The sequence below is a fragment of the Pseudomonas sp. DTU12.1 genome (assembly GCF_009873475.1).
Classification (GTDB): Bacteria; Pseudomonadota; Gammaproteobacteria; order Pseudomonadales; family Pseudomonadaceae; genus Aquipseudomonas; species Aquipseudomonas proteolytica.
In genome coordinates this window covers 2,998,252-3,021,655 of record NZ_CP045254.1, presented here as the reverse complement: position 1 = coordinate 3,021,655, position 23,404 = coordinate 2,998,252, and the positions used below count along the sequence as shown (strand labels likewise).

Sequence of the window (23,404 nt, the reverse complement as noted above, 5' to 3'; positions counted from 1 at the left end):
AGCATCATTGACGGGGCAAATACCTCAGGTCACCGACCACCAGCGCGGTAGCAGCGGCCGCACCTTGGGTTCGGCAAAACGGTCATCGATCAGCATCACCACCCCCTGGTCCTGCTGGGTGCGAATCACCCGGCCTGCCGCCTGCACCACCTTTTGGATCCCGGGATACAGGTAGGTGTAGTCATAACCGGCACCGAACATCGCGCCCATGCGCAGTTTCATCTGCTCGTTGACCGGGTTGAGTTGCGCCAGGCCCAGGGTGGCGATAAAGGCCCCGATCAAGCGTGCGCCGGGCAAATCGATACCCTCGCCGAACGCGCCGCCCAGAACGGCAAAGCCCACGCCCCGGCTGTGCTGGGTGAACTGGTCGAGGAAGGCCTGGCGCTCGGCCTCGGCCATGCCCCGTGATTGATGCCAGGTTGGAATCGACGGATACCGCTCGGCCAGCAACTGCGCCACTTGCTGCTGGTAATCGAAGCTGCTGAAAAACGCCAGGTAGTTGCCCGGCGTACGCTCAAACTGCTCAGCGATCAACGCCACGATGGGCGCCAGGGACGCCTGGCGATGTACAAAGCGCGTGGAGATGCGGTCGATGATGTGCACCTGCAACTGTGCGGCATCGAAGGGCGATTCCACGTCCACCCACGCGGTGTCCGCCGGCAAGCCCAGCAGGTCAGCATAGTAATGCCGGGGGCTCAGGGTCGCGGAAAACAGCACGCTGCTGCGGGCCGCCGTCAAGCGAGGGCGGATAAATTCGGCCGGCACCACGTTCCGCAGGCTCAAGCGCGAGAAGCGACGCTTGGCCTGTGGGTCGCGCTGAGCGATATCAAAAATAAACTGCTCGTTGAACAGCTCCGCCACCTTGGCGAACTGCAACGCCTCGAAATAAAAGCCTTGCAGCTCGCCCGTGAGCGCCTGCGGGTGATCGTTGAAATACTCGCCCATGGCGCTGGTACACAGGGCCAGGGCCTGCAACAGCTTGTCCGGTTTGCTGGCATAAGCCTGATACACCGTGACCTGCTCCTTGTGCAGCGCATTCCATTCACGGTTGAGCCGCTGCAACGGCTTTTTCAACGGTTCGGGAGCGGTATCGCGCAAGGTCTTGAGGGCAAATTGATCGAGGTCGGCGCTGTACATCGCGCGCGCCCGCTCCACCAGGTTATGGGCTTCGTCCACCAGCACCGCGACCCGCCATTGGTTGAGTTGGGCCAGGCCAAACAACATTGCGCCAAAATCGAAGTAATAGTTGTAGTCGGCGACCACCATGTCGCACCAGCGCGCCATCTCCTGGCTCAGGTAATACGGGCATACACCGTGGGCGAGCGCGACCTCGCGCAGATTGCGTTGGTCCAGCAACCGGACCTTGGCTGCCGCCTCGCGCGCGGCCGGCAGGCGATCATAAAAGCCCTTGGCCAACGGGCAGGAGTCGCCGTGACAGGCCTTGTCCAGGTGTTCGCACGCCTTGTCCCGCGCCACCAACTCCAGTACGTGCAATGGCAGGTCGGCACTGGCGTGCAGTATCTGCACCGCGTCCAGCGCCAGCTTGCGGCCAGGGGTCTTGGCCGTCAGAAAGAACAGCTTGTCCAGTTGCTGCGGCGCCATGGCCTTGAGCATCGGAAACACCGTGCCAATGGTCTTGCCGATCCCCGTGGGCGCCTGTGCCATCAGGCAGCGCCCGGTGCTGACGGCCTTGTACACCGACTCGGCGAGGGTACGCTGGCCCAGGCGAAAGGCCGCGTGGGGGAAAGCCAGAGCGGTGCTCGCGGCGTCGCGGGCCAGTCGCTGTTGCGCCTGCTGCTCGGCCCAGCCGAGAAACAACGCACACTGGCGATTGAAGAACGCCTCCAGGTCATCCGCCGCACACACCTGGCTGATCACGGTTTCGCGCTCGCTGACGATATCGAAATACACCAGCGCCAGCGCGATCTCAGGCAACCCCAGCTTGCTGCACATCAGCCAGCCATAGACCTTGGCCTGGGCCCAGTGCAGTTGCCGATGGTTGGCCGGTTGGGCATCCAGGTCGCCACGGTAGGTCTTGACCTCTTCCAGCACATTGCGATCCGGATCATAGCCATCGGCGCGGCCGCGTACGGTCAACTGCTGGTAGAGGCCTTCCAGGGCCACTTCACTCTGGTAGTGCGCGCTACGGCGGGACGCCACGGTACGGTGGCCGAGCATGCCTTCCTGGGCACTGGGCGAGGGGGTAAACCGCAGATCGAGGTCACCCACCTTGGCCGTGAACTCGCACAATGCCCGTACAGCGACGGTGTAGCTCAAGCGCCCTGCTCCGCCCAGCGTACATAACACACGGTAACCGGCATCTGGTGCTCGCTGCAGAACTCCAGCCAGCGCAGTTGGTTGTCCTGCAGGCGGTCCCCCGGGCCTTTGACTTCGATCATGCGGTAGGTTTTTTGCGCGGGCCAGAACTGGATCAGGTCTGGCATGCCGGCGCGATTGGCGCGGATATCCAGCAACAGCCGGTCGAACCAGTGCCGCAGGTGCGCGGCAGGCAGGCAATCGAGCGCCTGCTCGAGCAGTGTTTCGCTCAATACATTCCAGAACACAAAGGGTGACTGGATCCCCCACTTTTCGGCGTAGCGCTGGCGGATCGTGGTTTTGTAGCGCTGGTCGTGCAACTGGTCGAGGCAGGCGGCGAACAGCTCGGCGCGGCGCTGCTGGAAGTCTTCACTGTGCAAATCCACCGGCCCGCGCTGGAATGGGTGAAAGAACGAACCGGGCAACGGCGCGAAGATCGCCGGCCAGCACAGCAGGCCGAACAGCGAGTTGATCAGGGTGTTCTCGACGTAATGCACCGGCCCCCCATCATCCCCCAGGTGCGCCTGCACGCAGAACTCAACGCTGGCCACCGGTTCCGGGAACGGCAGTTCCAGGTCCAGGCGCTGAATCACCTGGGGTTTGGGCTTGGGCAGCGCCGGTTCGCCCAGCTTGCGCCGCAACCTCGGCAGGACCCGCAACAGGTGTTGCTGCTCGGCCGCGCTTTGTGGCGCGGCCTGGGCCGCCTGGGCCAGGGCCATCGCCTGGGCGAAATCCTCCTGGCGCTCCAGCACCCGAATCAGCCGGGCGCGGGCGCCGGGGTAGGCACAATCGCGGTAGATCACCTCGGCCAGGGCCAGTTCGGCGAGCCGCTCGCAATGCTGGCCAACCTGGAACAGCAGCTTGGCCCGACGCTTCTCCAGCCAGGGGTTATCGGTGCTCAGCGTGGCAATCTGCGCCAGCACCTCTTCCAGCGGTTCGCCCGCCTCGAAGGCCTGCTGGCATTGATGCAGGAACAGCAGGCCATACACATCGTCACGATGGCGCAGCCCTCGGGACTCGGCACAGAACTCGACCTTTTCGTAGGTGTAGATCCCCAGGTCCGCCAGTACAAACTCCGACCAGTCCTGGTACAGGTTGCCGAAGAACATCAGGCGCAGGCGGTCACACAGGTCCATCACCGCCAGGCTGTAAAGACGCTCGTCCAACTGCGGGCACCATTGCGCAAACGTACGTGGCTCGGTGAACCGGGTCGATAAACCGGGCAGCCAATCGGACTTCTTGCCCCTGGGCTGCTCGATCCAGGGCTTGAACGCCTGCAGCGCCTCGCCTTTTTGCAACTGCCCCCACACCTCATCCAGGGGCAGCAGGCCCTGCTCACTGACCCAGCCCAGGGCCAGCAATGGCTGCACGGCCTGGTCAGCTGGGCCGATCTCGAGGTAGTTGAGCTTGCTCGCACGAAAATGCACCCCTTTGCGCATCACCATGCGCACCAGCAACGCTTGGGCCGGTTGCGGCACTTGGCTGAACTGCGCAATGAAGCGCTGTTCTTCATCGTCCAGTACATCGGCATAGCGCTGCCCGAGCCAGTCGAGCACTTGCTGGAAGTTATGCAGGTAGTAGAACGGGTCTTCGAGGGGGTTGGACATGACGGGCACTTGGGCAAACACTGGTTATGCATACAGAGTGCCGTCGCCAGGCCTGCCTTGCAATCGCTAATAGATCAGTGGCACACGCAACTTTTTGCATAAAAGTGATCAGATGGGGGTGGATCCGCGTAACATTTGTGCCCCGCAGCCGTTGAGCCCGGGGTTTTCGAAGGATGAGAGTAAAGGTTATGAACATGAAGAACTGGGGCCTGCCGCTGGCTGTACTGACGTTTCTGGCATTGGCCGGTTGCTCGACGCCGACCGTCGTGACCTTGCAGAACGGTACTCAGTACCTGACCACCGATACGCCGAATGCCAATACGCCTGATGGTTTTTACGAATTCACCGACATCGCCGGCAAGCGCGTACGGGTCAAGGCGGCGGATGTCGCTACCGTCCGCAAGGAAAAATGACCAACCACTGTAGGAGCCGGCTTGCCGGCGATGGCGGCCTTGGAAGCAACCAAGAGCCTCATCGCCGACAAGCCGGCTCCTACAGTTTCAGGTGATGACGAAGGCCTCTGCCGACAGGCTGCCAAGTCCCACTCCCACCAGCGTCACGGAATTATCGCCGAACGTCAGCAACGTATCGCTGCCCACTGCCTTGGCATGATCGAGGTAGTTGTACTGCCCGCCCACCCCCGCCACCCCCATGAACACCAACTTGTCCGTCGACTGGTAGCCCAGGACCCGGTCCTGGCCGAAGTCGCCGTCGAACAGGAAGGTATTGCGCCCGCCGCCCGCTTCGAGCAGGTCATTGCCCGCACCCCCTACCAGCACATCGTTGCCTTTGCCGCCGATCAGGTGATCATCGCCCTCCAGCCCAAACAACCACTGCCCGCCATCGCCGGCCTTGAGCACATTGGCGCCGGCATCGCCCTTGAGCGACGCGGCGTAGGCGGTCAGGTCCTTGCCCGCCAGCAGCCCCTTGTCGGTCACGCTGTGAGTCACGTTCTTGCTGAACAACAACAGATAGCTTTCCTTGCTCACTAGCGCGCCCATGTCGCGCGTCATGCTGATGCCGCCCTGGCCGTCGCGGATATACAGGGTACCTGCGCCATCGTTGGCCACCTCGACGTTTTTCAGCGACTGCTGCAAGTCCAGGGTATTGAACCCCGTGCCACCGAGCAGGATGTTGTAGCCACCGCCATCGCGGAACGTATCGTTGCCGGCACGTCCTTCCAGGTAGTCATTGCCGCGCCCGCCCTGGATCAGGTCGTTGCCGTCGCTGCCGATAATGAACGTGCTGCCCTGGTGGGCTTCGGCGTTGCGATTGAGGTCCTGCACCCAGGTAGTGGCACGCGCAGGGTCAGACAGGTTGGCGACGATGATCGTCGAATCGCGGCTGGTCAGGTCATAGAACTTCGAATCGAGGATGCGGCTCATGCCATCGCCATACCCCGTGGGTAAATGGGAAATCCACGTTGGCAGGTTGAGGATGGAAAACGGCAGGATGTTCCACAGTGTCGAGGCGTAATGGTCGTTGAAGCTTGCGATGTTATCGGCGCTGGATTCGTGCGGTTGGTCGTGCACGCCCAGGGACGACAGATTGAACGCCGAACCGTCGAGGGCGCGATAGACCGAGTCGTTTTCGTAGCCGATGTTCAGCACCTTGTCGCCACTGCTCTGGGTCGGCGAGGCGTAGGCCACATAGTTGGCGTGCTGGTAGAACCCCGCCCAGGTGTGGTTGCTCAAGTCCGCCATGCTGTTGACCGCCAGGCCACCGAGGCTGTGGCCGCTGACCAGTACATCCTGGCCGCTCAGCCCCTGAGCGCTGGCATACGCGGCGACTTTGCCAAGCAAGGTGCCAAACGCCTCGCCCGCGTAGTTTTTTGCATAGTCCGCCGGCCCGAACGCGGCCAGTAAATCACTGATCACATCGCCAATAGAGTCGACAATCAGGTTCTCCCTGGGGCCGGATGTGCCACGGAAGGCGATGCCGATTTCCAGCAGCTTGCCGGCGTCATCGTATTTGCCCAGGACCTCGACCTGGGCACTGGTGTAGCCGGTTTTCTCGCCGAAGAAGGTGCCCCGCGCATCGACCTTGCCACCATAGTCCAGGGTGCTGGCGCTGATGGGCGTCCAGCCGGCCTTTTGCACGGCGTCCAGGGCGGCCTTTTCCGAGTCCGGGTTCCACGGGATACCGGGAATCACCCCCTGAGAGTCGCTGCTACCCAGCAACGCCTGCACCAGGGTGGCCGGCAAACCCAGGCCGAAGCCGTTTTGCTGATACCCCACGGCAAAGCCGTTATCCAGGTTGTGGTAGGAATACAACGTGATCGCCATGGCGTCGGCGAACAGGGCTTTGGAGTCCTCAGTGGTTAGGTTTTTGTAGTCATAGACACCCATGGTATTGCCTCTCTTTTGTTGGAATTGTCGAGAAAGCTAAAAATCCTGAACATCGCACCGCCCCTTGTAGGAGCCGGCTTGCCGGCGCCTACAGGGTAAAACTCAGAACGCCCAGTCGAGGCTCAAGCCCACGCCGTGGATTTTCTCCTTGCTGGCCAGCAGGCCGTTGTAGTCAAAGTTCAACCGCGCATCCTTGCTCAGCGCCAGGCTGGCCCGTGCGCCGACCAATGCGGCATCGCGCACCATCGGTGCGCTTTGCACAGCGAACGCGCTACTGCCCGAGGCAAACGCCAGGTGGCGCGCGGAATCGGTGGCGCTGAGGTTGTGCTGCCACCCCAGGGTGCCGGAAACGTCCAGAGCCTGATGGTCGGTGAGGTTGAAGGTCTTCAAGGCACGCACGCCGAGGGTGCTCAGCACCAGGTCGCGTGTGTCATCGCCGCCCTTGAGCGCCGCCGCGTCGCCTTTCTCGCTGAAGCCATCGCTGTCCAGGTGCACATAGGCCAGGTTGGCGAATGGCTCCAGCGCCAGCGGTTGCAGGTGCAGGCGATAAGCCGCTTCGGTGAAGAGCTGGGTGCTGCGGGCATCGACCTTGGCTTTCTGCTTGCCGGAGACTTCGCCGTATTGCAGCTCACGCTTTACATCGGCGCGATGCCAGCTGTAGGTCGCCCCACCGCTCAGGCGCCAGGCGCCGATTTCGTGCCCGGCATAGGCGCCCAAGTGGTAGCTGTCCACCGATGCCCGCGAGTGGGTGCCATCGCCCATGTTCAGCGAGGTATCGCTGTAACCGGCGACCAGCCCCAGGCGCGTGTCTTCATCCAGCGCACCGTCCACACCCGCGAGCAATCCGCCGATGGAAGTGGTGTAGCCCGCCGTGTCGCTGCTGCTGTCGGTTTTACCCCAGGCACCAAGCGCCTTGACCCAGACATTGCCGCGGGTGTCGATGGTCTGTGGCGAGGAGCCCATTGCCCCCTGCTGCAGGCGCTCGCCCACCGCTTCGCGCAGGTAGCGGTTGTCATTGACCAGGGCGGTTTCCAGGGCCGGGTAGATTTCCCCCGACAACTGTTGGAACGCCCCTTGCGCCGAAGCCGCACTCGGCGCCAACAGCAGGCTTTCATAGACGCCATTACCCGCGCCCAGTTGTTCGGCAGCGCCCGCCACGGCACGCTGGTTATCGGTCAATGCCACGCTGGCGAAGCTGTTGGCAGTGCGCGCGACATCCAGTTGCACACCGTTGGCGCCATAGTTCAGGTTGCCGCCCACAAACAGGTAGTTGGGCAGTACCTGTGCGAAGCTACCGGTGACGCCCCCTGCCGCCTGCAGGATGGTGTACTGGCGCCCGATCAGGCTTTGCGCCTCGGGCTGGCTGAGCAGTGTCGGGCTGTTCTCCAGGGCCAGGGTCACAGTGCCGCCGTTGAGGGTGGCCTTGCCGCCGGCGACGATGCGGTCACTGCTGCTGTTCGACAGCTCTACCGCATAGGTGGACCCGGCGTCGAAGTTGACATCCCCGGCCACGTTCAACGTCCCAATGGAGTTGCCCGGCGCTACCGTACCGCCGCTTTTCGCGTGCAGCGCGCCGATGCTGCCGGAGCCGCCCAACACGCCGCTGTTGCTCACCGTGACCTGGGATACCAGCGAGCCATTGACCGCCAGCAGGCCCTGATTGACCAGGGTCGGCCCGCTGTAGGTGTTGTTGCCGGTCAACACCAGCGTGCCGATGCCTTGCTTGGTCAGGCCGCCATGACCGGAAATGTCGTTGCTCCATACATCCCGCCCGCAGTGCAGATCGTCGCATACACGCTCGGTGGGCTTGCCGGCGTCGACCACCGCCCCTACCCCCGGCAAGTCCGCGACAAACTGGCCGCTGCCGTAGCCGCCCTCGACGCGGAACTCGGCCGGGATGTCCTCGGCGGTGACCAACATGCCCGGCCCGCTGACCGCCTTGCCCAGGTTGATCATGCCCCAGCCGTACAGCGCGTCGATGCCCGGTGCACCGAGGTCGGTGGCGGTGGTCTTGAGCAGCGTGGAGATCTGCTCGCCACTCATATACGGGAAACGCTCCATCAAGACGGCGGCGGCGCCTGCCACATGGGGAGCGGCCATGGAGGTGCCGTTTTTATTGTTCCAGCCCAGGGTCATGTTATCGACCGTGGTGCCCACCATCACCGAGCTGTAGATCGCCGTGCCCGGTGCTGACACACAGAAACTGGCGGCATAGCCGCAACGGGACGAGAAGGTGCTGATCACATAAGGGTTGGGGCTGTTGGTGTCCGGGTTGCGTTGCAGTGCCGCCACCGACAGCCAATTGGGCGTGATCTCGGGTACGAAGTAAGCCAGGCCGGAAATCGCATCGGGGTTGTTCAGGTTGTAGTCGTTGCCGGCCGCGAAGATCGTCAGCACCCCGCTGCGCGCCGCGTTGATCGCCCCGGTGTAGGCGCCACCTGGCGCGGTACCCAGCAACGGCTTGATCTGGTCGAACTGGGCCTGCGCGTCGCTCAGGCCAAAATGCGCGAACGCAGGGTCTTTGCCGCCCTTGGCAAACTGCTCGCCAATGCCGATCCCCCAGCTGTTATTGATGATGCGTGCGCCATTGGCCACCAGGCTGTCCCAGCCGGCCTGGTACACCGCACCGTCGTTGCCCAGGATGATGCCGTCTTCGGGGCCCGGGTCGCCGTTCTCGGCACTGAGGATCTGCGCGTTATAGGCCACGCCGTGCATCGGCCCGCCGTTGCGGTCGCCAGCCGCGATGCCACCGACATGGGTGCCGTGGTCGCCCAGCTTGCCGTTGGAGCCCTGGGACGGTGTACCGTCATAGCGGAACGGGTCACCGGCCTTCACCGGGATATAGGGGTCGGTGTATTGGCGGATCCCCTCAGTGACCAGGGTCTGCACCTTGCCCGGGCTGGAGAACTCGGGATGCTGGGCATATACCGGCTGATCGAAAATCCCCAGCTTCACGCCCTTGCCACTGTAACCGGCGGCATACGCCACATCGGCATTGACCGCCCCCAGGCCCCAATCGGCCTTGAACTCATTGCTGCGCCAACTGGCGGCATCCCCCAGTTTGCCGGCTTCCACGTAGGGTGCGGCCTGGGCGGTACCCAGGCTGGCCAGGCAACACAGCAACGCGCCGTATGGCACGCGGCTCAAGGCTTTGAGCGGGTAGCCCGGGCCTGTTGGGATGGCGGAGTGAAACCCTCGTTGTTTTGCGTTCACGGTGACCTTCCTTAGTTTTGTTGCGTTTGTTGTTCTTATTCACCCGCCAGCAAGAGCCGGCGTACCAGCTCCTGCCGCAAGTTTAGAATTGCCAGTCGAGGCTCAGGCCCACCCCTTGGTTGCTCTCCTTCGAGCCCAGTTGGCCGCTGTAATCGAGGTTGACCCGGGTGGAGTCACTCAATGCCAGGCTGGCTTTCAAGCCCACCAGCGCGGCGTCGCGCTGCAACGGTGTGCTGCGCACGGCAAACGAGGGGCCGCCAGCGACAAAGGCCAGATGTTCCTCGGACTCAACCGGCGTAAGGCTGTGCTGCCAGCCCAGGGAACCGGAGAGCTCCACTTGCTGCTGGTCATTCAGAGGCAGGGTTTTGAGCGCGCGCAGGCCCAGGGTGCCGAGGGTCGCGTCACGCCGATCACTGCCGCGTTGCAGGGCAGCGCCGTCGCCTTTTTCATGCAATCGCTCGCTGTCCAGGTGCACGTAGGCCAGGTTGGCGAACGGTTCCAGGGCCAGGGCTTGCAGGTCCAGGCGGTAGGCCGCCTCGGTGAACACCTGAAGGCTGCGCGCATCCAGTTTGGTTTTTTGCTTGGCGCTGACGTCACCGTATTGCAGGTCGCGCTGCACATCGCCGCGATGCCAGCTATAGGCACCGCCCACGCTAAGGCGCCAGTTGCCCAGCTCACGCCCGGCGTAGGTGCCCAGGTGATAGCTGTCGATATCGGCCGACGAATGCGTGCCATCGCCCATGTTCAGCGAACTGTCGCTATAGCCCGCCATCACACCCACGCGGGTCTGCTCGTCCCACTGGCCATCCACGCCCAGCAACATCCCGCCGATAGAGCGGGTGTAACCGGCATATTCGCTTTGGCTGTCGGCCTTGCCCCAGGCACCGAGGGCCTTGATCCACAGGTTGCTTTCGCCCGTCACAGGCACATGGCGCAGGCGCTCACCGACGGCATCGCGTACATGGCGGCTGTCGTTGATCAGCATGGCGCCCACCGCCGGGTAGATCTCGCCAGATAACTGCTGGAAGGCCTGGCGGGCAACCCCGCTGGAGTCGCTGCTCAGCACGCTTTCATACACGGGGTTGCCAGCGCCCAGTTGCTCGGCCGCAGCCGCCACGGCGCGCTGGTTACGGGTTGCGGCGACGCTGGCAAAGCTTGCGTCATTGCGCGCGATTGCCAGTTGCACGCCGTTGCCGCTGTAGTCGAGGTCGCCACCGAGGAACAGGTAGTTGGGCAATACCGCACCAAAACTGCCGGTGACCCCGCCCGCCGCCTGCAAAATGGTGTACTGGCGACCGATCAGGCTTTGCGCCTGGGGCTGGCTGAGCAGGCTCGGGCTGTTTTCCAGGGCCAGGGTCACGGTGCCTCCGTTGAGGCTGGCCTTGCCGCCGGCAACGATGCGATCACTGCTGGCGTCCGACAGCTCCACGGCATAGGTGGAGCCGGCGTCGAAGCTCACATCCCCGCTCACATTCAAGGTGCCGATGGAATTGCCCGGCGCAACCACACTGCCGCTGTTGGCCTGCAACGCGCCAATGCGCCCGGAACCGCCCAAGGTCCCGCCATCGTTGACCGTGACCTGCGATGCCAGCGAACCATCGACCTTCAACACCCCACCATTGACCGTGGTCGGGCCGCGATAGGTGCTGTCGCCGCTGAGCACCAGGCTACCGGCGCCGGACTTGATCAGGCTGCCTTGGTAAATGCGCTGGGCCGCGGCCGCATCCCGGGCCATGCCCACGGCGTAGTCAGTCTGTTCCTGCTGGCTGGCGCCGGCGCCGATGCCATTTTCCCAGCCTTTGTCCTGCAAGGTCTGTTGCCAGGCCAGGTGCTCAGCGCTGTCTTCGGCCTGGCGCTGCAGCAGCGCCTTGTCGGAGATGCCATTGCTCCATACATCGCCCTGCCCGGCCGCCAGATTGACGTCCATGGCGCCCAGCAACTGTCCCGGCCCATGCATCGCCCGGCCAAGGTCCGGCACGCCCCAGCCGATCTTGGCGCTCGGCGCGTCGGTCAGTGAACCGTCCAGTTGCGTGGCCGTTGTCAGCAACACCTGCAAGGCTTGCTCGTTGTTCAGGTACGGGTAGCGTTCCATCACCAGGGCCAAGGCCCCCGTGGCATGGGGCGCCGACATCGAGGTGCCGGACTTGACCGCATAACCGCCGCCGGGAATGGTGCTGTCGATCTTCGCGCCGGGGGTAGAGACGCACCAATACTTGGCGATGCCGCACTGGTTGTACTTCTGGTTATTGGCCTGGTCCAGGCCCGAGACCGCCAGCCAGTGGCCTTCCAGCTCTGGCTCAAAGTACGGCAAGGCCGAGCGCACGCTGGCGTTGGCATAGCCGCTGTTACCGGCGCTGAACACATTGATCACCCCGGCCCGCGCCACATCGGCGGCGGCGTCCAGCCAGGTGCCCTGGTTGAAGTGCTGGGCATAGGCTGCGTGCAGGTCATTCAGGGTCTGGTAGCTGACATCCTTGGGCTGGCTGCCCCAGCTGTTGTTGATCGCGCGCACCCCGGCATCAACCATGGCGCTGTACACCGCCTTGAAGTACTTAGGGTCAGGCGTCGGGCCAAACAGAAAGCTGTCGTTGGCGTTGGTATTGCCCACATAGAGCTGCGCGTTGTAGGCCACGCCGTGCATGCCGGTGCCGTCACGCGCAGCGGCCATGGTGCCGGTGACATGGGTGCCGTGGGAGTCGTTGTTGGGGTTCAGCGCACCGGTAGTGGAGAACGGGCTGCCATCCACATAGGTGCCGTTGGCGGTCACCGGGTGGAAGCGCGCCGGGGAGGCTTCGGGGTGGCTGGCATCGAAGCCCGAGTCCAGGGCGCCGATCTTCACCCCGGCCCCGCTGATGCCGGCCGCATAGGCTTGATCGGCCTGCATGCGGCCCAGGCCCCAGTCGCGCTGGAACTCCGCCGTGCGCCAACTGGCGGCGTCGCCCGGCTTGCCCGCTTCCACGTAGGGCGCGGCCTGGACGGTACCCAGGCTGGCCAGCCCACACAGCATGACGCAGTGATAGCCTCGTTGTTTTGCATTCACGGTGACCTTCCTCATTTTTATTGTGTGGGTTATCCCCTGTAGGAGCCGGCTCCCGCAGGGTCAGCGTTGGGCTGGGCCGAAGGCTTCGTCGACCTTGGCCAGGTCGGTGTCACGCAGATTGCCCGCGTAGTAGTGCAACTTCGTCCAGGCCATCAGGTAGTCGTAGCGGGCCTGGGCCAGGTCGCGACGGGTGCTGTACAACTGCTGTTCGGCGTTGAGGGCATCCAGGTTGACCCGCTCGCCACCGAGGATGCTCTGCTTGGTCGACACCACCAGCGCCTCGGCGGAGACCAAGGCCTTTTGATAGGCCCGCAGTTTGCTCACCCCCGACAGGCAGGCGCTGAACTGGCGACGCAACTCGATCAGGGTTTCGCGGGTCTTGCCCTCCAGTTCGTACTCGGCCTGCTCCATGGAGCGGGCGGCCTGGCGGGTCGACGCCGAGACGCCGCCCCCGGCATACAGCGGCACGCTGACTTCAATACCGATGGTGTTGGTGTCGTAGCGCTGGTTGTAGGTGTTGCCGCTGTCGGACTCTTGCTGGCGCGAGCTGGCGTACGCGGTGATCCGCGGCAAGTGCCCGGCGCGGTTGCGCTCCACCTCATAACGCGCCACTTCCACGGCCTGGCGCTGGGAAGCCAGGGTCGGGTTGTTGGTGATTGCCAATTCATGCCAGCTGTCGTAGTTGGCCGGCGCCAGGGTGAAAGCGGCAAAGCTCTGATTCAACGGTGCCAGGTCGGCAATATCGACACTCTGTACGCCGAGCAACGCCCCTAGTTCGCGTAGCGACGCGTCCTGCTCGTCGAGCGCCTGGATCTCCTCGGCGGTCGCCAGTTCATAACGGGATTCGGCCTCCAGGATGTCGGTGCGCGTGCCCTCGCCCTGCTGGAACAGATGCTGGTTCTGCTGGAACTGTTGCTCGTAGGCTTTCTTTTTTGCCCGGGCGATATCGATCTGGTCCTGGGCGAACAGGGCCTGGGTGTAATACGTCAGCACCCGCACCAATAGCGCCTGGCTCTTGTCGCGGAAACTCTCGTCGGCAAACAGCGCCTGGGCCACGCCCTTGCGGTAGTTGGCATAGGCTTCGTAGTCGAACAGCGGCTGTTGCAGGGTGAAGGTCGAGCCGAAGCTGTTGTAGTTGCGGTCGTCGTGATAGTGGCCGCCACGGCCATCGGGCAGGTTGGCCTGGGAGTTGTTGCGGCCCTTGTTGTAGTTGTACGACAGCCGCGGCAACAGGCCGGCGCGGCCAATGGTGCGGTTTTCCAGGCCGGCGTCACGCTCCTTGATTGCGCCGAGGAACACCGGATCGTTACGCAGGGCCTGTTCATACACATCGAACGGGCCCATGGCCGCTTGGGCGCTGCTGCAGGCGAGGAGCAAGGCGATGAATACGGGCTTCATGCTCATTCCTCGGTCAACGCCGAGCCGGCACGGTCGAGCAGCGGCTTGAACAGGTAGTTGAGCAGCGAGCGCTCGCCGGTACGCACAAACATCTCGGCGGGCATGCCCGGCTTGATCACCAAGCCCTGGAGTTTTTCCAGGGAGGCATCGCTGACGGTGGTGCGCAGCACGTAATACGGCGCGCCGGTTTTTTCGTCGAGCAACTGGTCGGCGGAGATCAGGCTCACTTCTCCCGGCACCCGAGGCGTGCGGCTCTGGTTGAAGGCGGTGAACAGGATATCTACCGGCAGATGGCTGCCGACCTTGTCCACCAGGTTCACCGGCAAACGCCCCTCCACTTCCAGGCGCGTGTCCTGGGGCACGATTTCCAGCAGGGTTTCCCCCGCCCGCACCACCGCACCCTCGGTATGCACCCCGAGGTTCACCGCAATGCCATCGGCCGGCGCGTTGATTTCACTGTGTTGCAGATCAAAGCCGGCGGAGGTCAACTGCTGCTCCAGGGTCAGGCTGCGCAGCTGTGCGTCGGCCAGTTGGCTGCGCACTTCCTTCTGGTACTCCTCGCTGTGCTGTTGCAACTTGAGGCGCGATTCGAGGATGCCTTGCTCGATACGCCCACTTTCACCGGTGTTCTGCGCCAGGTCCTGCTGCACCTGGGACAGTTGGCGCTGGTATTCCAGCAGGCGATTGCGCGGGATATAGCCGTTGTCGGCCAAGGGTTGCAGGTTGGCCAGTTGATCACGTAGCGATTGCGCCTGGGCGCTCAGGTCAGTGCGGGCGCGGCGCATGCCGTTGAGTTGGGCGCTGGCGCCTTCGATACTGGCGCGGATCCCCGATTGCTCGCGGGCAAAAGCATCACGTCGGCTGCTGAACAGTTGGCGCTGGCCTTCAAGTACCAGGGCCAGCGCAGGATCGGCGGCGCTGCTCAGTTCAGCGGGAAAGACCACCGCCGGTAAGTTATCGCGCTCGCTCTGCCAGCGGGCGACGCTGGCCCAGGCCATGCGGTATTGCGCTTGCAGGGAGTGCACGTCGGCCTGGCTTTGGGTCTGGTCGAGACGAAACAGCGGCTGGCCCTGTTTGACCACCTCGCCTTCGCGCACCAGAATCCGGCTGACCACGCCGGGGCTCAGGGTTTGCACGGCCTTGCGCTTGCCGGACACCACCACCGTGCCCTGTACAGGAATGCCCTGGTCCAGGGGCGCCAGGCTGGCCCAGAGGAAGAATCCTCCGGCGCCGACCACCGTCATCACCCAACCCAGGCGGGCGAAAAAGCGCGCATCGCGCTCGGGGAAGATCTGTTCGTTTGGCAGGCTGTTATCGGTGCTCATTGGCCAGGATTCCTTGCCGCAGGATATTGACGGCTGAGGCTGACGCCGGCCTTTTCACGGGGTGGTTCCGCTTGCCCGGACAGCGCCCGCAGCACCTCCTGGCTGGGGCCGAATGCTTGCAGGCGGCCTTCGTTGAGCACCAGCAGCTTGTCGGCCTGGGCCAGCGCCGAAGAGCGGTGGGTGACCAGGATCACGCTGCTGCCCTGGGCTTTCATCTGCATGATGGCGCTGGCCAAAGCGGCCTCGCCCACGGTGTCGAGGTTGGAATTGGGCTCGTCGAGCACGATCAGGCGCGGCCCGCCATACAGCGCGCGAGCCAGGGCCACCCGTTGTTTCTGCCCACCGGACAAACCGCTGCCGTCGTCGCCCAACACGGTGTCGTAGCCCTGGGGCAAGCGCAGGATCAGGTCGTGCACCCCGGCTTGCTGGGCGGCCTGTACCACCCGCTCCGGGTCTGCCTGGCGAAAACGCGCAATGTTGTCGGCGATGCTGCCGCTGAACAGCTCGATGTCCTGGGGCAAGTAACCGACGTGCGGACCAAGGTCGTCGCGGTCCCAGCGATGGATATCGGCGCCGTCCAGGCGCACCGTGCCGGCCAGGGTCGGCCACACGCCCACCAGCACGCGCGCCAAGGTCGATTTGCCGGACCCGGACGCCCCCAATACCCCCAACACTTCACCGGCCGCGAGGTTGAAGCTGACCTGGTGCAAGGTGGCTACCCGCCGCCCCGGAGGGCCGGCGCTGACCTGCTCGAAACTCACCTGGCCCTTGGGCGCCGGCAGCGCCATGGCCTGTGCCCCCGGCGGGAACTCCTGCAACAGCTCATCGAGGCGCTGGTAGGCCAGCTTGGCCGAGCTCCATTGCTTCCACACCGCGATCAACTGGTCGATCGGGCTGAGCACCCGCCCCATCAGAATGGTCCCGGCAATCATCATCCCGGCGGTCATCTGGCCCTTGATCACCAACAAGGCACCGAGTCCCAGCACCAGCGATTGCAGGAGCAGGCGCAAGGACTTGCTCAGGGAGCTGATCACCGAACCGGTGTCGCTGGCCTGGTTCTGCAAGCCGAGAAACCGCGAATGCACCTGGAACCAACGAGCGCGCAGCGCCCCCAGCATGCCCATGGCCTGGATGGTCTCGGCGTTGTGCAAGTGGCTGGTGGCCAATTGGGTGGACTGTTGCGAGTAGCCGCTGGCTTCGCGCAACGGTTTTTTGGTCAGGTATTCGTTCAGGCATGCCAGAGCGATCAACAGCACGGCCCCAGCCGTGGCCAACACCCCAAGCCACACGTTGAACAGGAAGATCACCAGCAAGTAGATGGGGAACCACGGCGCATCGAAGAACGCAAACAACGCCGGCCCGGTGAGGAACTGACGGATATGGGTCAAGTCGCCCAAGGATTGCCCGGCGTGGCCTTCACCCCGTTGCAGGTTGCGCTCGAAAGCGGCCTTGTACACCTGCAGGTTGAACCGACGCTCCAATTGGCTGCCGATGCGGATCACGATAAAGCTGCGCACCACTTCCAGGGTGCCGATGAAGGCAAAGAACCCCACCACCATCAGGGTCAACATCACCAGTGTGGTTTCGTTCTGCGATGACAGGACCCGGTCATAGACTTGCAGCATATAAATGGACGGCACCAGCATCAGCAAATTGATCAGCGCAGTGAAACATCCGACGCTGATCAGGATACTTTTATAATCGCCGAGGGCTTTAAACAGTGGTGCAGTGGGAGTGGTCTTCGCCATGTTGCCTGATCTTCCCTGGACTGAAATACGTGCGATAGTCTGCCGAGCGCCCCACTAAAGGGGGCGGGCAACTATTTATAAGGTGTTTAATACGTTGGAAGTGACAGGTTGAGATAGGTCACGCCCAGTAAATACCCCTATATCCGGCGGTTATAAATCTATAACCGCATGACTTTATTATTGTGTACGTTGCAGTAACAGCTCCAACCCAGTAGCAGAACGCGCGGTATATTCGCCTTCTTTCTGCCGGTTCAAATGGGTTATTCCGGTGCCCTCGGCATTCATCAGCCAGATACCATCCGGGGTGGGCAGCCAGGTCAGGGGTGTTTGCCCCAGCCACTGCTGCACACAATCAATGTCACCAGCCAGGCTGTTGGGTTGAGCGATCAGATCCAGCTTGCACACCTGCTCTTGCTGGCGCAGTTGCCAGTGCCCGGCCAGTTGGGCGGTGCTGGGTAAAACAGGAATCCTTGCCATTGCGTTGGCTCCTACCGACACGAGCAACGCCGGGATCAACCAGGCGATTGCGTTACGAAAAATAGTCATCAACAGTACCCGGTTTGTGGTGAGCAGCACTTGTTGTTGGGAGCGCTGCTGTGGCGAGCGGGCTTGTTGTGGCGAGCGGGCTTGCCCCGCGCTGGGGCGCGAAGCGGCCCTGAAAAATGGGACTGCTACGCAGTCCAGCGGGGGACAAGCCCCCTCGCCACGACAAGCCCCTACCACAACAAGCAAGCCCCGCTCACCACAGGTCCTACGCCTTGATCAGGCCACGATGTCGCTGTAGGCCGCCTGGCCCACGGTGGTGACGAGGAAGTCCGCCACGCCGTGCCCGGCGAAGTCCACCGCCAACGTGCCCAGGTTGGTACCCGAGGCGTACGTCAGCACGGCATCGCCGGCAGCGCCGGTAAAGGCGTTGACGAAATGCAGGCCGCTGCCTTGGGTGATGCCGGTCAGGTCGATCTTGTCCGAACCCGAGGTGAAGTCAAGGATCTGGTCCGCCGCACCTGGGCGGGAGTCGGAGCTGGCACCGAACACAAAGGTGTCCGAGCCCGCGCCGCCCCACAGTTTGTCGGCCCCGCCACCGCCGTAGATCAGGTCATTGCCGGCCCCGCCCTTGAGGGTGTTGGCCACTGCGTTGCCGATCAACAGGTCGTTGCCCGAACCACCAAAGGCGTTTTCCACGGTCACGCCCTGGGCGATCGACACGTTACCCACCAGGCCGCCCACATCGGAGAACGACGTCTCGTTGAGGTTGATTTTCTGGTTCTGGGTAAAGCCGGAGAAATCCAGGGTGTCGTTGCCACCACCGTCCCATACCGAGAACACCAGCTTGTCGGCATTGGAAGTGGCGCTGAGGTGATCACGCCCGGTGTTGGAGTTGAACCCGTAGGTGGTGTCGCCGGCACGGGTGTTGTAGTTGGCACCGTAGAGCTTCTGGATCGCCGCGATATCGTCGATCAGCGGGCCGGACGCATAAGCCTCTACCCCGCCTTTGGTGAAGTTCTGGTTGGTGTTGTTTTCGCCCCAGTAGCTCATCACGCTGTAGCCACGGGTGTCCTGGCCGTAGTCCGCGTCTCGGTAAGACGGGTTGCCGGTCCCGGCGTTGTAGTCGCCAGGGTGATCCAGGCCCAGGGTATGGCCGATCTCGTGGGTCAGGGTCTGGCGCCCGTAGTTGTTCAGACCCGGGTTGATGTTGGCGGTGTAGCTGTTGTTGATCAGGTACCACGAGGTGCCATCCGTGCCGCTCGTGTGGTACTTCTCATTGGTGCCGGGCAAGTAGGCAAAGGCAGCGGCACCATCCTGGCCGGCGCTGTAGTTGCCGAAGGTCATGTGGAAGTCGCCGCCCGAGGCTCTCTCGGTGAAGGTGACATTGGCCACATCGGCCCAGGATTGCATGGCCAGTACGGCCTGGCCTTTTTGCAGGTTGCTGAACTGGCTGAACCCGGAGATGCCATGCTTGTTCATGGTCGCCGAAGAGGCCGACGTCAGGAAGGTGTAGGTCAGATCAATCCTGCCGTTGCCGTCAACGTCCCGGTATGCCGCGTTTTCGCGCAGCAAATGGTCGGCTGCCTGGTCGACAGAGAACGAAGGTTTGCCATTGACCGTGAGGTTGCCGCCGCGGTCGTACAAATGGCTAAAGCTATCGATTTGTGAATAGGCACTACTTGCTTGAGCTGCCGAGACAATAGCTTTGTCTTTTACTTTCGACATAAACGTACTTCCTTGTTTGCAAGTGGAACAGTTTTTGTCCGATATGACGCTCTCTGGCGAGATCGTCCTATCACTCGCCTCTTATGAAGGCGAAAGAAAACTGACACAAACTTAAATCACACGTCCAGTATTTTTTTTGCTGGGAAAGTGCTCGAAAGGAATAACGCCTGCAAACATTGGGGAGGAAGTGTTTATATTATTTGTTTTGGGCTGCCTGGCGGGAAGTTGGTTATTTAAATATTAAATAGTGCTAAATAATTAAATGCCAGACAGGTCACGTTTTAATATTGAATGGATCCAATTATTTGATTGGGTTGCATTTTAAAAGTGTCACCGTGTCAATAAAAACAATACATCCTGTGGCGAGCGGGCTTGCCCCGCGCTGGGGTGCGTAGCAGCCCTAAAAGCAGGCACTGCGGTTTACCTGAACGTCCGTGGAAGTCCTATTGGGGCTGCTGCGCACCCCAGCGCGGGGCAAGCCCGCTCGCCACAACAAGCCTGCTCGCCACAGACGCAGGCGCCCCTCAACCCTTTAGCGCCATCCCGTCTGGCGCATTGCCTCCAGCAGCGTCTGCCCATCCAGCCCCGGCACCAGCACGCCATCGGCGGTGGTCATGTCTTCCCCGGCGAGGATCGCGTTGATGATCGCCTCTTCCACCGCCTCGGCCGCGGCACTGAACAATGGCGAAATATGATCATTGTTGACCATGTTCAATGCCGTACTGAGGGGCAAGTCCTTGCGCCCGTAATCCGCAGGCGGCAGGTCATGGTTGCCGGTGGCAAACGCCAGGAACAGATCGCCACTGGAATCCTCGGTGCCGCCGCCGGTGCGGGCAATACCGATGGAGGCGCGTTGCGCCAGGCGCTGGCATTGGTGCGGCAGCAACGGCGCATCGGTGGCGATGATCACCACGATGGAGCCCATGCCCGGGGTGCCACGGTCGGCAAACGGCGAGGCAATTTCCATCAAATGGCGCCCCACCGGATACCCATCCACCCGCAGTTCCTGGCGCTTGCCGTGGTTGGCCTGCACCAGCACGCCAACGGTCCAGCCGCCCTGCTCCGCCGGCAACTTGCGCGAGGCGCTGCCAATGCCGCCCTTGAACTCATGGCAGATCATCCCGGTGCCGCCGCCCACCGCGCCTTCCTGCACCGGGCCGGATTCGGCATTGGCCATGGCCTGGAGCACATGCTCCGGGCCGATGTGCTGGCCCCAGATATCGTTGAGCAGGCCGTCATAGGTCTCCATCACCACCGGCATGCACCAGTACACCGCCGGGTCAGCCAGGCTGTCGCGCTCCAGGGCAATCAGGGTGTCACGCACAATGCCAATACTGTGGGTGTTGGTGATTGCCAGGGGCGTGGTCAGCAGCCCGGCCTCGCTGATCCATTCCAGGCCAGTGGCGTCGCCATTGCCGTTGAGCACGTGATACCCGGCAAAACACGGCTGCAGCCGCGCAGTACCGGCCCGCGGCTGGATCAGCGTGACCCCGGTGCGAACCTGCTTGCCATCGATCTGCTCCTTGAGCGTGCTGTGGCCGACCCGAACCCCGGGGACATCGGTAATCGCATTCAATTCGCCGGGTGTGCCCAACCCCAACGTAATGCCCAATTGACGTGCACGCATAACCACTCCTTACAGTTTCTGGAACGCCGGACTCGACCGGCCGCTGATGCAATACAGGATCACCGACAAGGCCAGCAGGCCGATGATAATCATGATGTCGCGCATGGACGCGGTGATAAACAAGGTAAACAACAGATAGCCCGCGCCCACCACAGCCAGCAAGGCCGGCACCGGCCACAGGGGCATGCGGTACGGGTGCTCGCGGTCACGCAGCAGCACCCGGCTCATCAGCGCGCTGAGGGCGACGATCAGGTACACCAGCATGATCAACAACACGCTGAAGGACGTCAGGTCCGCCAGGTTGGAGCTGAAGCTGAGCAGTGCCGAAGGGATCGCCAGGAACAGCGTGGCCAGCCATGGCGAATCCCAGCGCGGGTGGATGCGGGTGAAGAGTTTGTTGATGGTTGGCGTCCACAGCGCATCGCGGCCACTGCTGAACACGACCCGGCCGATCTGGATCACGATGGCGACGATGGCGTTGAACACGGAGAGGAAGATCCCGGCACTGACCAGGCGTGACAGGGTTTCATTGCCATGACTGGTCAGCAGGTAACCGATGGGGTCCGGGCTGCTGATCATCTCGCGCAGGGATGGGGCGCCGATCAACAGTGCGGTGATGGGTACCAACTCGATCACCACCACCAGGCCCAGGGACCACAGCACCGCCTTGTGCACGCCCTTGCCGCCGCATTTCATGTCTTCGGCCAACAACACCGCCGGGCCGTAGCCGTTGAACGAGAACAGGCCGATGCCCACGGCGCCGATCACCAGGGCCCAGGGCGCCAGGTGCAATACGCCGTTTTCGACGATCTGCGGCTGGAACAGCACACTGGCCGGCTGCACCGGGTTGCCAAAGCCGATAAACACAATTACCAGCAACGCCGCCACTTCCAGCAGCAGGCAGGTACCGGTGATCCACGCATTGAGCTTGATATTGAGGATGCCCAGGGCGTAACTGCAGACCACGATCACCAGAGCCACGGTTTGTGAGTCGAATTGCGTGCCCAGGGCGTTGTTGAGGTAGGTCGCCGCGCCGGTGGCCAGTACCGGCGGGATAAACAGCAGCATTACCAGTACGGTGAGGAAGGTGGCATAGCCCGCCATCCCGCCGAACACCCGCTTGGCGTACACATACTCGCCACCCGCGCTGTTATGGGCACGCCCCAGTTCGGCGTAGCAAAAGGCGAACATCAGCGCCAGTAGCCCGGCCATCACAAACGCCAGGAACACCCCACTGCCGGCTTGCTGGATGGCAAACGGCGCAATGACAAACACGGAACTGGCCGGGGTCACCGCTGAAACGGTAATGGCCACTACATCGAACACACTCAAGGTTGGTTTAAGCACGCCATCAGGCGTGGGGGTGGTGCTCATATCGTTATCCTCTTGTTTATTCTTTTTATTGGAAAGCTGGTTTGAGGCAGAAACGAAAAAGAAGGAGCGATCATTTTTTTATTGTAGGAGCGAGCTTGCTCGCGAAAAACCTGAGCGCGCGGCGGTTACCCCACAAGCACGCGTTTGCGTTGACGTTTTTCGCGAGCAAGCTCGCTCCTACAGGGAATGTAGGGGTAGCCACTGCACCGGCCAATTCCCCTATTGGAGTACTCCCCTTGACGGGGCTGGGTAAAAACCGAACCCTTGGCCGATCTTTCAGCCACCGGAACCCATCACATGAGCCTGTTCAGGGAAATCAGCATGCATGCGGGCCTGGGCCGTACCGTGTCGCAAATTGGCACCGAGCGCTTCTGGAAGCAATTGGTGCTGTTGCTGCACCAGAACCTTGCCTTTGATAACGCCCTGGCGATCTTCTACCCCGTGGATGGCCCGCCCCAGGCGCTGGAAGAGTACGACGCGCAGCCCACCAGCAAACCGGCGTCGATGCTGGTGTACCTCAATGGCTTGTACTTGCTCGACCCGTTCTTCCAGGCGTGCCGCGAAGGCTACGCCAGTGGCGTATACCGCCTGGAAGAAGTGGCGCCGGACCATTTCCGCCAGAGCGAGTACTTCCTCAATTACTTCCACGACAACGTGCTGGAGGATGAGGTGCAATTCATCCTGCAACTGCCTGGGGCGGGCACCTTGTCGTTGTCATTGGGGATGCAGCGGGTATTTACCGCGACGGAAACCGGGCTGCTGTCGCTGCTGGCGGCGTGGGTGCTGCCGTTGATGCAACAGCATTGGCAGCAGAGTACCCGGCGCGCGCCGGCCGGCGAGGCAATGGCCAGCCAGATACGCGATGCGTTGAGCCATTTCGGCAGTGGGGTGCTGTCCGAGCGCGAACTGGAAATCGCCCGCCTGGTCCTGCGCGGGTTCTCGTCCAAGGCCATGGCCGAACGCCTGAGCATCTCGCCGGACACGGTCAAGGTGCATCGACGCCACCTTTACGCCAAGCTGGATATCTCGTCGCAGCCGGAGTTGTTTTCGCTGTTTATCCAATCGCTGGGGCACGACCTGGATAACCCCTAGGCCCCGGCGAACGGCCTGTCGTGGGCTTTCGTGGCGAGGGGGCTTGTCCCCCGCTGGGCTGCGCAGCAGCCCCAAAACCAGCCACCTCGATTTACCTGATGCAAT

General features: G+C 62.6%; 14 protein-coding genes. 2 read left to right on the top strand and 12 right to left on the bottom strand.

Annotated features, from left to right (window positions below; genetic code table 11):
• Positions 1-24: 24 nt before the first annotated feature.
• Complete coding sequence (locus GDV60_RS13110; protein ID WP_159907515.1) at positions 25-2,277, bottom strand: ATP-dependent DNA helicase; 2,253 nt, start codon at positions 2,275-2,277, stop codon at positions 25-27.
• On the bottom strand, positions 2,274-3,923 hold the full coding sequence (locus GDV60_RS13105; protein ID WP_029299957.1) for a VRR-NUC domain-containing protein: 1,650 nt from the start codon (positions 3,921-3,923) through the stop codon (positions 2,274-2,276). The genes GDV60_RS13110 and GDV60_RS13105 overlap by 4 nt, the downstream gene beginning before the upstream one ends.
• Before the next feature lie 188 nt (positions 3,924-4,111).
• Here GDV60_RS13105 and GDV60_RS13100 point away from each other — a divergent pair, with 188 nt between their 5' ends.
• On the top strand, positions 4,112-4,336 hold the full coding sequence (locus tag GDV60_RS13100; RefSeq protein WP_070994870.1) for a YgdI/YgdR family lipoprotein: 225 nt from the start codon (positions 4,112-4,114) through the stop codon (positions 4,334-4,336).
• An 87-nt stretch (positions 4,337-4,423) separates the two neighbouring features.
• Here the strand turns inward: GDV60_RS13100 and GDV60_RS13095 are convergent, their stop codons facing one another.
• The 10 genes from GDV60_RS13095 to GDV60_RS13050 all read right to left on the bottom strand — a co-directional run bounded on the left by GDV60_RS13095 (position 4,424) and on the right by GDV60_RS13050 (position 22,207).
• Positions 4,424-6,271 (bottom strand): polyurethanase, encoded by a 1,848-nt coding sequence (locus GDV60_RS13095; protein ID WP_159907513.1) that lies wholly within the window; start codon positions 6,269-6,271, stop codon positions 4,424-4,426.
• A 102-nt stretch (positions 6,272-6,373) separates the two neighbouring features.
• A complete protein-coding gene (locus GDV60_RS13090; RefSeq protein ID WP_371923827.1) occupies positions 6,374-9,451 on the bottom strand; it encodes an autotransporter domain-containing protein in 3,078 nt (1,025 codons plus the stop codon).
• Positions 9,452-9,566: 115 nt separating this feature from the next.
• Entirely contained in the window at positions 9,567-12,491 is a 2,925-nt protein-coding gene (locus GDV60_RS13085) for an autotransporter serine protease (protein ID WP_159909219.1), read from the bottom strand.
• Positions 12,492-12,584: 93 nt separating this feature from the next.
• On the bottom strand, positions 12,585-13,922 hold the full coding sequence (locus GDV60_RS13080; RefSeq protein WP_159907507.1) for a TolC family outer membrane protein: 1,338 nt from the start codon (positions 13,920-13,922) through the stop codon (positions 12,585-12,587).
• 2 nt (positions 13,923-13,924) lie between these two features.
• On the bottom strand, positions 13,925-15,247 hold the full coding sequence (locus tag GDV60_RS13075; RefSeq protein WP_070994874.1) for an HlyD family type I secretion periplasmic adaptor subunit: 1,323 nt from the start codon (positions 15,245-15,247) through the stop codon (positions 13,925-13,927).
• On the bottom strand, positions 15,244-16,995 hold the full coding sequence (locus GDV60_RS13070; RefSeq protein WP_070994875.1) for a type I secretion system permease/ATPase: 1,752 nt from the start codon (positions 16,993-16,995) through the stop codon (positions 15,244-15,246). The genes GDV60_RS13075 and GDV60_RS13070 overlap by 4 nt, the downstream gene beginning before the upstream one ends.
• Before the next feature lie 177 nt (positions 16,996-17,172).
• Entirely contained in the window at positions 17,173-17,541 is a 369-nt protein-coding gene (locus tag GDV60_RS13065; protein ID WP_154905912.1) for an AprI/Inh family metalloprotease inhibitor, read from the bottom strand.
• Between the two features lie 216 nt (positions 17,542-17,757).
• On the bottom strand, positions 17,758-19,206 hold the full coding sequence (locus GDV60_RS13060; protein ID WP_133714360.1) for a serralysin family metalloprotease: 1,449 nt from the start codon (positions 19,204-19,206) through the stop codon (positions 17,758-17,760).
• A 532-nt stretch (positions 19,207-19,738) separates the two neighbouring features.
• Positions 19,739-20,833, bottom strand: coding sequence for a P1 family peptidase (locus tag GDV60_RS13055; RefSeq protein ID WP_092236632.1), 1,095 nt, complete (start codon positions 20,831-20,833; stop codon positions 19,739-19,741).
• 9 nt (positions 20,834-20,842) lie between these two features.
• A complete protein-coding gene (locus tag GDV60_RS13050) occupies positions 20,843-22,207 on the bottom strand; it encodes an APC family permease (RefSeq protein ID WP_159907505.1) in 1,365 nt (454 codons plus the stop codon).
• Between the two features lie 297 nt (positions 22,208-22,504).
• On the opposite strand from GDV60_RS13050, the gene GDV60_RS13045 reads away from it, so the two are divergent.
• Entirely contained in the window at positions 22,505-23,299 is a 795-nt protein-coding gene (locus tag GDV60_RS13045) for a helix-turn-helix transcriptional regulator (RefSeq protein WP_092236630.1), read from the top strand.
• The last annotated feature ends 105 nt before the right edge of the window (positions 23,300-23,404 follow it).